Source organism: Streptomyces chengmaiensis (genome assembly GCF_029846775.1).
GTDB classification, from domain to species: Bacteria; Actinomycetota; Actinomycetes; order Streptomycetales; family Streptomycetaceae; genus Streptomyces; species Streptomyces chengmaiensis.
Genome location: NZ_JARWBG010000005.1, coordinates 90,713 through 104,299, shown reverse-complemented (window position 1 = coordinate 104,299; position 13,587 = coordinate 90,713). Strand labels below are relative to the sequence as shown.

General features: G+C 69.8%; 15 protein-coding genes and 1 pseudogene. 12 read left to right on the top strand and 4 right to left on the bottom strand.

The window, feature by feature from the left end; all coding sequences use genetic code 11:
* The first annotated feature begins 326 nt into the window (after positions 1-326).
* Both QCN29_RS06770 and QCN29_RS06765 read left to right on the top strand, forming a co-directional pair.
* The gene (locus QCN29_RS06770; RefSeq protein ID WP_279926793.1) at positions 327-1,157 is read left to right on the top strand and encodes an ABC transporter ATP-binding protein; all 831 of its coding nucleotides are present in this window, start codon (positions 327-329) and stop codon (positions 1,155-1,157) included.
* Positions 1,154-1,813, top strand: a complete 660-nt coding sequence (locus QCN29_RS06765; protein WP_279926792.1) for a hypothetical protein — start codon at positions 1,154-1,156, stop codon at positions 1,811-1,813. The genes QCN29_RS06770 and QCN29_RS06765 overlap by 4 nt, the downstream gene beginning before the upstream one ends.
* Before the next feature lie 142 nt (positions 1,814-1,955).
* On the opposite strand, the pseudogene QCN29_RS06760 reads toward QCN29_RS06765, so the two are convergent.
* A pseudogene (locus tag QCN29_RS06760) lies at positions 1,956-2,128 on the bottom strand (DNA-binding protein); the annotation flags it as partial.
* 324 nt (positions 2,129-2,452) lie between these two features.
* Positions 2,453-3,040 carry a histidine phosphatase family protein gene (locus QCN29_RS06755; RefSeq protein ID WP_279926791.1) on the bottom strand — a complete coding sequence of 196 codons (588 nt, stop codon included), beginning with the start codon at positions 3,038-3,040 and terminating at the stop codon, positions 2,453-2,455.
* Positions 3,041-3,335: 295 nt separating this feature from the next.
* Here QCN29_RS06755 and QCN29_RS06750 point away from each other — a divergent pair, with 295 nt between their 5' ends.
* The 4 genes from QCN29_RS06750 to QCN29_RS06735 all read left to right on the top strand — a co-directional run bounded on the left by QCN29_RS06750 (position 3,336) and on the right by QCN29_RS06735 (position 5,533).
* Complete coding sequence (locus QCN29_RS06750) at positions 3,336-3,563, top strand: CbtB domain-containing protein (RefSeq protein WP_240137650.1); 228 nt, start codon at positions 3,336-3,338, stop codon at positions 3,561-3,563.
* Positions 3,564-3,580: 17 nt separating this feature from the next.
* Positions 3,581-4,378: a CbtA family protein gene (locus QCN29_RS06745; protein WP_240137648.1), complete on the top strand. Its 798-nt coding sequence runs from the start codon at positions 3,581-3,583 to the stop codon at positions 4,376-4,378.
* A 133-nt stretch (positions 4,379-4,511) separates the two neighbouring features.
* Entirely contained in the window at positions 4,512-5,168 is a 657-nt protein-coding gene (locus tag QCN29_RS06740) for a class I SAM-dependent methyltransferase (RefSeq protein ID WP_279926790.1), read from the top strand.
* Positions 5,168-5,533, top strand: a complete 366-nt coding sequence (locus tag QCN29_RS06735; protein ID WP_279926789.1) for a DsbA family protein — start codon at positions 5,168-5,170, stop codon at positions 5,531-5,533. The genes QCN29_RS06740 and QCN29_RS06735 overlap by 1 nt, the downstream gene beginning before the upstream one ends.
* 74 nt (positions 5,534-5,607) lie before the next feature.
* On the opposite strand, the gene QCN29_RS06730 is transcribed toward QCN29_RS06735, so the two are convergent.
* A complete protein-coding gene (locus tag QCN29_RS06730; protein WP_279926788.1) occupies positions 5,608-6,177 on the bottom strand; it encodes a TetR/AcrR family transcriptional regulator in 570 nt (189 codons plus the stop codon).
* Positions 6,178-6,269: 92 nt separating this feature from the next.
* Here QCN29_RS06730 and QCN29_RS06725 point away from each other — a divergent pair, with 92 nt between their 5' ends.
* The 6 genes from QCN29_RS06725 to QCN29_RS06700 all read left to right on the top strand — a co-directional run bounded on the left by QCN29_RS06725 (position 6,270) and on the right by QCN29_RS06700 (position 12,141).
* On the top strand, positions 6,270-6,425 hold the full coding sequence (locus tag QCN29_RS06725; protein ID WP_240137634.1) for a hypothetical protein: 156 nt from the start codon (positions 6,270-6,272) through the stop codon (positions 6,423-6,425).
* Positions 6,422-6,946, top strand: coding sequence for a hypothetical protein (locus tag QCN29_RS06720; RefSeq protein WP_240137633.1), 525 nt, complete (start codon positions 6,422-6,424; stop codon positions 6,944-6,946). Before QCN29_RS06725 ends, QCN29_RS06720 begins: the two co-directional genes overlap by 4 nt.
* Before the next feature lie 470 nt (positions 6,947-7,416).
* Positions 7,417-7,878, top strand: a complete 462-nt coding sequence (locus tag QCN29_RS06715; protein WP_279926952.1) for a hypothetical protein — start codon at positions 7,417-7,419, stop codon at positions 7,876-7,878.
* A gap of 15 nt (positions 7,879-7,893) precedes the next feature.
* On the top strand, positions 7,894-10,140 hold the full coding sequence (locus QCN29_RS06710; RefSeq protein WP_279926787.1) for a DUF6571 family protein: 2,247 nt from the start codon (positions 7,894-7,896) through the stop codon (positions 10,138-10,140).
* A gap of 3 nt (positions 10,141-10,143) precedes the next feature.
* Positions 10,144-10,728 carry a hypothetical protein gene (locus QCN29_RS06705; protein WP_279926786.1) on the top strand — a complete coding sequence of 195 codons (585 nt, stop codon included), beginning with the start codon at positions 10,144-10,146 and terminating at the stop codon, positions 10,726-10,728.
* A gap of 741 nt (positions 10,729-11,469) precedes the next feature.
* Complete coding sequence (locus tag QCN29_RS06700) at positions 11,470-12,141, top strand: phosphatase PAP2 family protein (RefSeq protein ID WP_279926951.1); 672 nt, start codon at positions 11,470-11,472, stop codon at positions 12,139-12,141.
* A gap of 99 nt (positions 12,142-12,240) precedes the next feature.
* Here the strand turns inward: QCN29_RS06700 and QCN29_RS06695 are convergent, their stop codons facing one another.
* Positions 12,241-13,584, bottom strand: coding sequence for a glutamate-1-semialdehyde 2,1-aminomutase (locus QCN29_RS06695; protein WP_279926785.1), 1,344 nt, complete (start codon positions 13,582-13,584; stop codon positions 12,241-12,243).
* Positions 13,585-13,587: the final 3 nt, after the last annotated feature.

Below are 13,587 nucleotides of genomic sequence, written 5' to 3'. Positions count from 1 at the left end.
GCCTGCCGAGCTGTTGGCGCAGCGCTTCGGCGTGCTCTGGACACCGATGGGCCACTTCTACAGTGGACGGGGCGGTTCCAACGAGCTCCGTCTCTCCGTGAGTTCCCTCACCGGCGCCAACATCGAGGAGGGGCTCGACCGGCTCGCAGCCCGATTCGCTGAACGGGGCTGCGCCCTCGCCACGAATAAGCGGCTTATGCAAAGCGGAGGCCGAGCCCCGTAATCTGCGAGCACGTGGGGATTCTGCACCGGATGGAGGAGATCAGTTGTTACGTCTTGAATCAGTGAGCAAGCGCTACGGCCGTGGCGATTGGATCCTGAGAGACGTGGACGTGGAGGCCCCCGCCGGCGAGGTCGTGGCCTTCGCGGGCGGGAACGGATCTGGGAAGTCGACCCTGCTGCGGATCGCGGTGGGGCTGTCCCGGCCAACCCGCGGAACGGTGGCCGCCCGGCCGCCCGTTGTCGGATACGTCCCGGACCGGTTCTCCCCCAACGAACGCATGTCGGCCGCTGGGTACCTCACGCACATGGGCCGAGTCCGCGGGCTGACCACCTCGGTCGCCTCGGCTCGGGCCGGCCGGCTACTGGACCGACTCGCGCTGGTGGGCGGCAAGCACGCCCCCCTGCGGAGCCTGTCGAAGGGCAATGCGCAGAAGGTCGCGCTGGCCCAGGCGCTCCTGGTGGAACCCGGGCTGCTTGTCCTGGACGAGCCGTGGTCCGGGCTGGATGCCGATGCCCACGGCGTGCTCGCCGAGATCATGACCGAGGTCGCGGCCTCCGGCGGCACGGTGGTGTTCACCGACCACCGCGAGTCGGTGACCCGGGCCCGCGCCACCCGGACCTACACGGTCGCCAAGGGCCGCGTTTCGTTGCGTGGACCGGAGCCGTGCGTCACCGAGCGGCGGCCCGTGTCCGATGTCGTCCTGACCGCGGGCCGGGACGGCCGCGTACCGCTGGACCTTGCCTGGGAACAACTGGAGGGCATACTGACGGTGAGCCAGGACGTCACGGGCGTCAGGATGCGTGTGGGACGCGAGTCCGTCGACGCTCTGCTGCTCACTGCGCTCCAGCACGGCTGGTCCGTCGAGCGCGTCAACGGGAGGACCACGAACCACCACCGGGCGCCTAACGCCGCGACGAACGAAGCCATGCGGTGATCGCGCTCATCCGCTACACCTTCGCCACCGTGCTGCACACGCAGCGCTACCTCGCCCCGCTGCTCCTGTTCATAGGTCTCATGGGCGTGCTGACCGTCAACGGCAGCGGGCCGCTGGCTCCCGCCTACGCCTCTTCCGCCGGCGCGCTGTTCGTTTGCTCGACTTGGCTGACCATCGCTCTGATGAGCCTGGACGACCCGCCGCAGCGGGCGATCGTCGTCATCACCGCGGGCGGCCGGTCGCTCACGGTCCTGCTCGCGGCGATCGGCACGGCCCTGCTGAGCTGTTTCGTCCTGATGGTCTTCGGACTGTTCTTCCCGCTGTGGACGGGCGACTACGTGGTCAGCACGACCGACCTCCTGCTGGGCCTCGAGGCACAGCTCACCTGTGCCCTCGTCGGCATCGCCATCGGCGTACTGTGCTCGAAGCTGGTCTTCAAACGACAGGGATATGCGCTGGTCGCCGCCCTCGCGTTGGTGATGGGAGCCCTCTTCGCCAAGGGCATGCCTCCGGTCAACCGTCTGTTCACCCTGATGGCCACGACCCCCGACGCGGCGAAACTGCTCGCCCCCGCGGGCGCCATGCTCGCGATCTCCGCTGTGATCCTTGCCGTGTTCACCGCTGCCACGCAGTTCGTCGCCGGGCGCAGGGAGTAGATCGTCGGGTCCGCGGCCGTGCCGTCAGCTCGTCGATCAGCCAGCGCGAGCCGAACGGTGGAGGAGCCGGGAAGGCGGATCGTCACGCCGGTTCCATGCTGGAACGGAACGACGTGCGACGGCGTGTCTCAGCCAGTTCCCGTCAGACCTTCCCCACGGCGACGAGTGAGTGGCCGGGGTCAGCATGGCGATGTCCTCGACGTCGGACGTCAGGATCGTAACGCGGCCATGCCGAGCAAGGGCGGTGGTGCAGAGCATGGCGTCGAAGGCGCACTTGTGCCCGTGCAGCCCGGCCGCGCGCAGCAGATCGGCGGCGGGCCGAAACGCCTCGTTTGCCGACCCGCTCACGGATCGCTTGCAGGGTGCCGGCGGTCAGGGAGACGGAGCTGCCATTGCTTGGGCCGTCGCCGGGCGGGAAGTCGGTGTTGTCGTCAGCCATGGCACGCGTATGGCATTTCGAATGTCATAAAGCAGGAACGCCGCCCCGGACACACCGACCGGCGCGGCCACTGCCGCGATCAGCAGGCCGGCCGCCAGACCCGCCCCCACGTCCAGTTCACCGAACCCCCCGCCCGTCAGTAGCGTCCGGTCAGTATCAGCGGGACAAGCGGGCGATGGGGCAGCCCGGCAGCGAGATGTTCACGAACGGGAGTGCGGCTCCAGGGAGCGGCCGGCCAGGACATTCCAGCGCTCGGCCCGGCCGCTGAGCTCGGTGGCGGTGAGAGGGCGGACGTCGACGCGCCAGAGGGCGTGGTCGGGTGCGTCGAGGGCGTGGACGACGGCGGCGCGGACCACGTCGGGTTCGACGACGGCGACGACACGCGCCGACGGGCCGGCGCGCAGGTCGTCGAGCCAGCTGCCGACCCGGAGGCGTACCGCCCGCAGGGCTTCGCCGCCGTGCGGCGCGGCGGTGGGATCGTTCAGCCAGAGGGCCACGGCCTCCGCTTCGGTGGCCGCGACCTCATCCAGTGACCGTCCTCGCCAGCGGCCCATGTCGCAGGGCGCCAGGGCTCGTTGCGGTTCGGCTTCCGCCATCCCGAGGGCGCGCGCGGTGTCGCGGCAGCGGCGGGACGGCGAAGTGAAGGCGAGGGAGGCCGGGGGCGGCGAACCCGCAGCGGCTTCGGCACGCGCGATCCCCGCCGGATCAAGCGGACTGTCGTCGTCGAACCGGACACTGCGCAGTGCCCTGCTTGTCGCCGGGGAGATCAGCGTCAGCCGTGTCGTCATCAGCCCTCCCGGTGCGCCAGCGTGCGGCAGTCGTCCGGCGCACCCTACCCACAGGGGGCGCACGGGAGTGATTCAGGACTCACGCCCTTGGCTGAATGGCACGTACGCGGTACGTTCTCGGCCGACATCTGAACAACGTGACGACGGCGAGACGGAAGTCCGGTGGGAAACCGGCACGGTCGCGCCACTGTGAGCTGCCGCGGCATTCCGCAAGGGATGAGGCGGGGGCGAGTCAGACCCGTGGGCCGTCGTCCTGCACCACCGTATGGGCGCGTGTTCCCGAGGAGGTTCCATCATGGCCGAGGCTGTCGTCTCCGCTGCCGCATCCACCCCTTCCCTTTCCGCTCCGGCTCCCCTGCCGGTACGCGCGGTTCTGCCCTGGGCGCTGTTCGTCGGCCTCCTGGCGCTGATCGCGCTGTACTTCGTCGGTGCCGAGCAGGGCGCCACGTCAGTGTTCGCGGGCGCGACCGTGCACGAGTGGGTGCACGACGGACGCCACCTGCTCGGCTTCCCCTGCCACTGAAGGGGCCGGAACAGCACATGCACGGCTCAACTGTCAGAGGTCTGCTGGTCCGTGGGATGCTCGCGGGCCTGATCGCAGGACTGTTCGCCTTCGCCGTGGCCTACGTGGTCGGGGAGCCGCCCGTGGACGGCTCGATCGCGGTGGAGGAAGCCCAGGCTGCCCCGGAGGCCCACGCCGGTCATGGCGCGGCCGCCGCCGAAGAGGAGGAGGAAGCGGTCAGCCGGCCGGTCCAGTCGACCGTCGGTCTGGCCACCGGCGTGCTGGTGTACGGGGTCGCGCTGGGCGGCATCGCCGCCCTGGCGTTCTCCTTCGCCCTGGGACGGGTCGGCCGGTTCAGCCCGCGGGCGACCGCGGCGCTCACCGCGGGCGCCGCCTTCACCCTCGTCTACCTGGTCCCGTTCCTCAAGTACCCGGCCACGCCGCCGGCGGTCGGGAACCCCGACACCATCGGCAGGCGCACCACGCTGTTCTTCCTGATGATCCTGCTCAGCGTGCTGCTGGGCATCGCCGCGGTCATCATCGGGCGGCGCCTGGCACCGCGCCTGGGCAACTGGAACGCGACGCTCGCCGCCTCCGCGGGATTCATCGCGGTGACGGCTGTGGCGTTCGTGTTCCTGCCGGCGAACGACGACGCGGTCAAGGCCGGCTTCCCCGCCGCACTGCTGTGGGAGTTCAGGCTCGCCTCCGTGGCGATCCAGGCAGTTCTGTGGGCGGTCTTCGGCATCGTCTTCGGAGTCCTCGCCCAGCGCCTGGTGGCGCCGCGTCCGGCCACCGCCGGCACATCGGCCGAGCAGGCGGTTCCAGCGGTCGGCTGACCGGCCAAGCCACGGTCCCGGCCCCGCAAGCACGCGGGGCCGGGACCCTCGCGTTCTCGCTCCGCCACAGCGCCCAACCGCCCGCCGTCCAGAGCGCGGTGCGCTGTCAGCGGTCGCTGACACCATAGCCGCCATGTCAGATGTCACCGCCGCCATCACCGAGTACTGGGACACCGCCGCAGCTTCGTTCGACAACGAACCGGACCACGGCCTGCGCCACGAACAGACCCGCGCCGCCTGGGCCCGGCATCTGCGAACCTGGCTGCCCATCGCGCCCGCCGACGTCCTGGACGCCGGCTGCGGCACTGGATCCCTGTCCCTGCTGCTGGCCGAAGCCGGGCACCGCGTTACCGGCGTCGACCTCGCACCGCAGATGGTCGAACAGGCCGAAGCCAAATTCACGACCGCCGAACTCACCGGCCGATTCCTGGTCGGCGACGCTGCGGCACCGCCGACCGAAGCCGAGAAGTACGACGTCGTACTGTCCAGGCACCTGCTCTGGACCCTCCCCGACCCCGGAGCCGCGCTGCGCCAATGGATCGCCCGGCTGCGCCCCGGCGGCCGGCTGATCCTGGTGGAAGGACGGTGGCGGGAAGCCGGACGGAGCGGAGTGCCCTACGTCGCCGGAGCCGAATCGCTGCCCTGGCACAACGGCATCACCGCCACGGACCTGGCCGCCGTCGTGCGTCCTCTCGTCACCGATCTGCACATCGAGTCACTCAGCGGCGACACCGACCTGTGGGGAGGAGCCGTCACCGACGAGCGGTACGCACTGATCGCCTGCACCTAATGGCCGCGGCCCCGCGCCTCCATGCGGGGAGCCGGGGCCGCGGAGTCTCGGCGGCGCTTCAGCAGGCGGCGCGCGTCGGTCAATCGGCGCCGCACCCGTCGCAGCAGCTGCCCGCGGGCTTCGGGGCCCAGGAGCCGAAGGGCGCGGACTTCCGCGGCTATGCCGGCGAACTCGGCCTCGACATGGCCCGCTACGACGCCGACGTGGCAACCGACCGCACCGCCGAACGCGTCGCGCTCGACCAGCGCGACGGCATGGGCCTCGGCGTCCAGGGCGCCCCGACATTCTTCACGGTCGCCCACAGCAGGCGCAGCCGACCCGCGCTGACCGGGTTCGCGGTGTGCCTGATGCGCGGCGGGCCGTGACCATGGCGAAGCGCGGGCCTTGAGGGCCTGACCGGGGCGGGCTCATGGCGTCCGGAACGAGGGTGCTGGCTGGTTCAGGGCACGGGGCGCAGGCCGTGGAGGGTGACGTTTACAAGCCGGTCGCGTGCGTCGGGCATGGTGAGGGCGGTGGCCGCGGTCAGGGCGTGCAGGCAGTAGGCGGCGAGTTCGGCGGGCGGCACGTCCCGGCGGAAGTTGCCGGCGTCTGCGCCTTCGGTGATCAGGGTCGCGATCAGGTGGGTGAGGTGCTGCTCGGCGTGGCCGACGTGCGCGCTCTGGTGGAGGTGGGCGGCCAGTTCCCCGCCGTGGCGCTGCCCGGCAAGGTCGGCGTATGCGGTCAAGACGCCGGTGAGCCGCTGGACGGCGGGGCCGGGTCGGTTCGCCGCTTCACGGAGCTGCGCGAGGTGGGCGGTGATCTGCCGCTCGTGCCAGGCGGCGAGGACGGCCTCGGCATCGGGAAAGTACTTGTAGAGGGTGGCGCGGCCGATTCCGGCGCGTTCGGCGAGCTGGGACATGGTGACCGCCCGCAGCCCGCCGCCTTCGACGAGCTCGGCGGCCGCGTCCAGGACGGCGTCGCGTACGGCGTGGCGGTGCGCGTCGATGGTCTGGTTCCACAGCTTCGGCACCCATCCAGGATACGGATGCTCACGGCCGATACACTTTGCCTGAGAGCGAGACGGGTTGTCTTGAAAAATCTTGGATTGGTCTGGGAGGCGCTGTGTCTGATTGGCCGAGGTCTTCGGGCCGGCTGCCGGAGGAGGAGCATCACACGCCGCGCTGGGTGAGGGTGTCCGCCGCGATAGCCGTCGTCCTGGTGGTGGCGTTCCTGGCGGTGCACCTGGCCGGTGGCGGCATGGTGGGGCACGGCTCGTGAAGCCGTTCCCCTCCGCCGTACGCAAGTCGCTGCTCACCGCGCATGTGACGTTCTCGCTGGGCTGGCTCGGCGCGGTCGGCGCCTTCCTGGCGCTGGCCGTGACCGGCCTGTCCACTGCCGATGCGGAGACGGCGCGGGCTGCCTACGTGGCGATGGACGTCGTGGGCTGGGCGGTGATCGTGCCGCTGGGCGCGGCGACGCTGATCAGCGGGGTGGTGCAGTCTTTCGGGACGGTGTGGGGGTTGTTCCGCCACTACTGGGTGATCGCGAAACTGCTGATCACCACTCTCGCCTTGGTGCTGCTGCTGGTGCACATGCAGCCGGTCGGTCACCTGGCCGACGCGGCCGCTCGGGCCGCGCTCGAGGGCGGGGAGCTTCAGGGCTTGCGGGTACAGCTGGTGGCCGACGCCGGGGCGGCGATCGCAGCCCTGCTGACGGCGGCCGGCCTGTCGGTGTTCAAGCCGCGTGGGGTCACCCGCTACGGCCTGCGGCGCCGCCGCATGGAGCGTGCGTCGCTCTGACCATGGCTGCGGTGCGGGGGCCTGCCTCCGCGGGGCCAGCCCAGGGCTGCGAGGAGTTCGCTGCACGCCGTCGGGATCTTGTTGCGGAGCTTGCGGCCTATGAGCAGCGCGGTCGCGACCAGGAGCATGAGGGCGTTCGACAGGAACATCCGCCAGAACAGCAACTTATCCGGCCTCCCTCCTGCCTCTGGTCTGTGGTGGCTTTGCCATGGCGTCTGTCTCTCCCTGGCCGGAGAGTCGCCGCGGGCCGAACTCTTGTCGATCTTCGTCGACGAATCTATACCTGCTGACACCCATCCTTCGACATCAGGCCTACCTCTGACGTGGCCCTTTGCGATGAGATGCTCCGTGATATCGATCGCACGTGAAGAACTCGCACTTATGATCAACTGTCTGGGTTGAGCCCGGGAACCGCGCGGGTAGCGCGGCCGGCAGGGAAGCCTGTGGAATCGGATACGGGGGTGTCGACGATGTCGTTCGAGGACGAGTGGGCTGCGGAGAAGGCGGCTGTCGCCATGCGGCTGAACAAGGCGGACAGCACGGGAGGGTCCACCCCTGTGAAGGGGTCCGGGGATTACGTTGTGGAGGACGACGATCTGGGAGAGATCGGCCATGCCGCACACGGGCTGTTCATCGGCCTTGAATCGGCCGGCAAGCACGCGAACGCGGTTAGCGAGACCGCGGGCACGAGTCTGAAGGGTGACGGCTTCGACTCAGGTGCGGCCCTGAGTGAGGTGAACAAGACCTGGGAGACACAGGTCAAGACCCTCCTCCAGGCGTGTGCCCATATCTCCAACCACCTCAACTACACGAAGAAGTCCAACAAGGCCGAAGACGACTGGATCGCGGCGCAGCTGCGCATCGTCGGCCCAGTCGCACCGGGCGTCGACGGCGCAGTGTCCGCATCTCAGATCGACAAGTACTTCCGATAAGGAGCCGAGCCAGACATGCCCACGTTCGAGCAGCTTCTGAACGCCAAGCTCGGCCCGCTGAACACCGCTGCAACACAGTGGACCGAGATGATCGCCAAGCTGACGCAGCTCAAGACGGACGCGTCGGCCATGACGTCCAAGGCCGGCAAGTCCACCTGGCGCGGTGAGAACGCCTCCGTGACGAAGGAGTTCGTCACCAAGACGGCCAAGGAGTTCAGCGACGCCGTCACCGAAGCTGAATCTGTACGCGATCTCATCCAAGACGCGAGCACCCTGCTGAAGTCCGCGCAGGATGACCTGAAGACCACGTACGAGAACCCGCCACCGGGCATCACCATCTACCCGAACGGCGTCCTCAGCCACCGCGTCCATCCGGACCGCCGATCAAAGGACAGCACCGAACCGATCGCCACGGAAGCGCAGTTCGAGGCGCTGCGAGGCAAGATCGAAGGCATCCTCAAGCGGGCGGCCGAGGCCGACGAGTTGTGCGCCTGGGGCCTTCGCGCGCTGATCAAGAATCACCCGAACGACTTCGGCAGTACCGACATCGGCGGCGTGGCCGAGGCGAAGAAGCTGCGCGAGGAGGAGAAGCAGCAGGCGGAGAACGGCCGGGAGGCCGCCAAGCTGTACGCCCGCTGGGAACACCTCGATGGCAAGGAGCGCGAGCGGCTGCTGCAGCTCGCCGAGGGCGGCAAGGACTCGCCTGCCTTCGCCGAGCAGTTGATGACGAACCTCAGTTACCGGGGTCGCGACCAGCAGGAGGCCGTGCTGCTGCTCGCCGGCAGCCTGGAGGCGGGCGGCCGCGACGGCCAGCTCTCCGCCACCGACGCCCGCCTGTACAAGGCCTTGTCCGGCTCCCTCGCCACTGCCACCGGACCCGACTCGTCGATCGGCTCTCCCGGCGGCGTCACCTCGGCCTGGACCGACAAGCTCATCACCACGGCCCGCGACGGCAACGGTCTGCCCCGCCAGCACCCGGGGCAACTCGAGGGCGGGGCGGCCGGCCTGAGCGCGTTGACGAAGCTCATGGCCGCGGACTTCGACAGCGACGAGGTGTACGACCCGAACAAGGACCCCAAGGAGAAGTCCTCGCCCTGGAAGAAGGACGAGGGCGACCCGCTCTACAGCGAGGCGTTCCTGCACGAGGTCGGCAACACCATCCGCGAGTGGGAGACGAACAACGAAGACGCCTACGACGGCCACATGAAGCACTGGCAGGGCACGCAGGCGGACCCGATGAAGGGCCTGCTGAACGCCATGAGCCGCAACCCCTCCGCCGCCACCCACTACTTCGACCCGAACACCACCGACAACCTCAAGTACTTCCTGGACGACCGGGACTGGCCGGGCGGCGACGTCGAGAGCAAGATGCCGGTGGAGACCCAGTACACCTCGGCCCGCGCCGAGCTCGGCCTCGCGCTGGAGGCTGCGGCCACCGGCCGCGTGCCCGGCTCACCGATGCACCCGGTGCCCGCTCACCACGACGGCGCCGAGACCGCGATCTTCGAACGGGTGATGGGCGAGTACACGAAGGAGCTCAGGACGAACCAGAGCGCCATTCCCGTCTCCATGCGACTGCCGATGGCCGACATGATCGCCGACTACGGCTCGGACGTGCACCAGATCCTCGGCAAGAAGATGGACGGTCCCACCGACTTCAACCAGCTCGAGATCGACCGGGGCGACCTCACCCGGATCATCCGCGGCACAGCGGAGGACCCCAACGCCTACAAGATCATCCACGGCTCGCAGAGCGTAGTCACCGGTGAGGGGCTCGCACGCTTCCCGGAGGAGTCCTTCCGCAAGGAGGACCCGGAGTTGCGGGCCTGGGTCAAGCAGTCCGCGTCGGTGCTCGGTCACCTCGACGGCGTGCGCGGCGATGTCATCTACGACCTGGGCCAGGCGGAGAAGGACGCCAACAACTGGAAGAAGATGGTCAACTACCACGTCGTGGGCGGACTGCTGACCCCCATCCCGATCGTCGGCGACGGGGTCCAGCGCTCGGTGGACTGGGGTCTGACCGATTCCCAGAACGACGATAACGCCAAGGTCGACGCAGAGACTCGCGAAAACATGATCAAGCACTACGACGAGGGCCAGAAGCAGATGTACGGCATGCTCCGCGGGATGGCGATGAAGCGCGGGCTCACGGAAGAGGAGCTGGACGCGAGCCCCGGCGAGTACGAGGACCACCTCCAGGCGATCACCGAGCAGTGGTACCAGAACGGCATGGGCGACGCCGACAAGTCGATGGGACAGTGACCTATGGACAAGAAGTGGCTGCCGCTGACCGTCGTACTCGGTGTTGCCGGGGTGGCCGCCGTGACGGCGAGCCTGTGGCCTGACGAGGAGAAGCCGCCGCTGGCGCAGACGCTGTGTCATGGCGCGCTCAGCCGGCAGACGGCGGAGCTGATCGACGACGGCAAGGGGGGCGAGGTCAGCGCGGAGGAGTGGGAGAGCAAGGGCCAGAGCGCCGATTACGCGGTGTTCAAGGCCTGCAGCATCCTGCGCGCCAACGCGGACAACGACTATCCCCGCGGGATCTACAAACTGGTCATAGAGGACAACCGGAACGATCCCGGCTACAAACCCAAGGACTCCGTCCCCCTCGGCCCCGGCTTCACCGGCTGGGTGCTCCCTGACAAGGCCGAGGCCAACCTGCCCGCCGGCTGCGCCGCCCGCATGGGCTCGACCGCCCCGTACATCACGGTGACGCTCCTCAAGCCCTCGAAAAAGGGGGAAGAGGAAGAGAAGGACCTCGTCGACCGGGACACCGCGATCCGCAACAATGCGGCCGTGGTGCGGGAGGCCGCCACCAAGCTCGCCAAGAAATACGGCTGTGGGGCGTAGGACCGGTACCCGGACTCGCCCGCTTTCCGGCTGCCTCCTTCCGGCTGCCTCCTTCCGGAAGGAGGCCCGGCAACTGCTTGCATGCCTGCGTAGCGGCAAGGAGGGAACTGCTTGCGTCGATGAGCGTGCGTTCGATGATCGGTGGGGAGCCGGAGCCGGGCTTGCCGCAGGCAGAGGCATCGGGCCGAGTCGCAATCCCTGTGCGCGCGTAGGTGGACGCGTTGCCTTTCCGACGGCGGTGTGCCCCGACCGCATTGTTGGTTAGGGTGACGAGCAGAGACTGATTCCGGCGCCCTTGGCCAGGGTGCCGGACGGGCCGGCGCATCCGGGGCTGCAGGCTCATTGCTGCCGTGCGGGCCAGGATCGGACGCAACGGGGCCTCGTCGGCGGGGAGTTGGCGGTCGGCAGTACCCGAAGGCCGTCGATCAGCGTCAGCGGCGCTGGAACGCTTGGCCGGAGCGGGCCTGGAAGTCGGCTCCAGCCCAGTTCGCCTTGACGTGTGTGCAGCCGTGCTCGGTCCAGCCGTGCGCAGCCCATACGTCCGACGAGCCTGGTCATTTCGGCGGGCGGCAGCGGGCGGTTCTCGGGGGCGCGGCATCGCGGTGGCGGTCGGCGGCACGGCGTCGGCCCCGACGGGAGGGGGAGGTGCATCGCATCTGGTGGATGGTCTGCGACGGCGTGCGGCGGGTGGCGCGCGTGCTCATCGGCCCGGGTGGCAGCACCGCGGGCCCCGGTCATCAGATGGGCGGCCGGTCGGCGCCCGCGGTGCTGCCCCCGTCGCTGCGCGTGTGGCTCGGGCTGATTGCGGCCTTCGCCGCGTTGGCGGTCGGCGTGCTCGGGGTGCTGTACGCCGGCGACAGCAAGCCCGGCAGGGTGGACGTGCGGGTCTGGGCGGCGGTGGGCGATGTGGGGCCGCCGTGGCGGAACGCCGCTCTGGCCACGGACTTCTTGGGGGAGCCCGTGGGAGCGGCGGTGCTGGTCGTGGCCACCGTGACGGGCTGCCTGCTGCTTCGGCGTCCTCGCGCAGCGGTGCTCGTCGTGGTCGGCGTCGGCATGACCGTGGGGACGACGACGATGCTCAAGTTCCTGGTGGGACGCACCATCCACGGCGGGCACCTGTCCTACCCGAGTGGGCACACCGCCTTCGCCACCGCGCTCGCCCTTGTGGCGGCGCTGCTGGCGACCGGCCGGTTCGGCCTCGGCAGGTCGGCCGGCACGCTGCTCGTGCTCGCCGCGGCGCTGGTCGCCGGCGCCGCCATGGGCTGGGCGCAGCTCGCGCTGGGAGCGCACTACCCGACCGATGTACTCGGCGGCTGGTGCACCGCGCTGGCGGTGATGCCGGCGACCGCGTGGCTGGTCGACCGCACGGCTGACCGGCTGGACGGCTGGACGGCTGACCGGCTGGACGGCTGATCGGCTGGCCGGCTGACCGGTCGGACGGCCGACGCCGTTCGGCGGGAGCGGCACTGTCGTCACATCACGTCACGTCACGTCACGTCACCTCACATCACGTCATGACAGGCGGCGGAAGACGGGCTTCACCGGTCGTCCGGCCAGCCAGGGGGTGGGGTCGGCGGCGTCCAGTGCCTTCCGGTACACCGCACACGCCTGGGCCACCACGTCGACGGTGTGATCGATGTCGGCGTCGTCGAGCGCGTTGCTCACCACGAACGACGGGGCCAGCACCCCGCCCATGAGAAGCCGGCGCAGGAACAGGGTGCGGTACCGCTGCGACGGCTGCCGGTTCTCGTCGAGGGTGGCGAAGACCAGGTTGCTGGCCCGGCCCCGGACGACGATGTGGTCGCCGACGCCCATGGCGGCCGCGGCGTCGCGGACACCGGCGGCCAACCGCTCGCCGAGGGTGTGCAGGCGCGCGGTGACGCCTTCTTCGACGTAGGTGGTGAGCACGGCCATCGCAGCTGCCAGGGAGTGTGTCTCCGCACCGTGCGTGGTGGACAGCAGGAACACCCGGTCGCCGGAGTGACGCAGCCCGCCCCGCTCCATCAGGTCGCGGCGCCCGGCCAGCGCGGAGACGGCGAATCCATTGCCCAGCGCCTTGCCGAACGTGGAGAGGTCGGGGACGACGCCGTACAGGCCCTGGGCGCCCGCCTCGGACCAGCGGAAGCCGGTGATCATCTCGTCGAAGACCAGTACGCAGCCGTGCCGGTCGGCCAGTTCGCGCAGGCCGGCGAGGTACCCGGGCGGCGGTTCGGTGTGGGTGGCGGGTTCGAGGATCAGACAGGCGACCTCGTCCCGGCACCGGGTGAGCAGTTCCTCCGTGGCGGCCAGGTCCCCGTAGGGGAACGCCACGGTGAGCTCGTCGGTCGCCGCCGGGATGCCGGCGGACATCGGCGTGGTGCCGATGAACCAGTCGTCGACGGAGAAGAACGGATGGTCGGCGCAGATCGCCACCCGCGGACGCCCGGTGGCGGCGCGGGCGAGACGCACCGCGGCGGTGGTGGCGTCGGAGCCGTTCTTCGCGAACTTCACCATCTCGGCGGTCGGCACCGTGGCCAGGAAGAGTTCCGCGGCTTCGAGCTCCACGATGGACGGCCGGACGAAGTTGCTGCCGCGGTCGAGCTCCCTTCGCACCGCCTCGATCACCCGTGGGTGGGCGTGGCCGAGGCTGACCGACCGCAGGCCGGAGCCGTACTCGACATAGCGGTTGCCGTCGATGTCCCACACGTGGGCGCCCCGGCCGTGGCTGATGACCGGGGCCAGGTTGTCGGGGTACTGGTCGTCGCCCTTGGCGTAGGTGTGCGCGCCCCCGGGGACCATGGCGTGCAGCCGCTCGTTCGCCGTCCGCGACCGGGGCAGGAGGAGCTCTGCGGTGTCTGCGGTGTCTTCGGTGTCCATGCC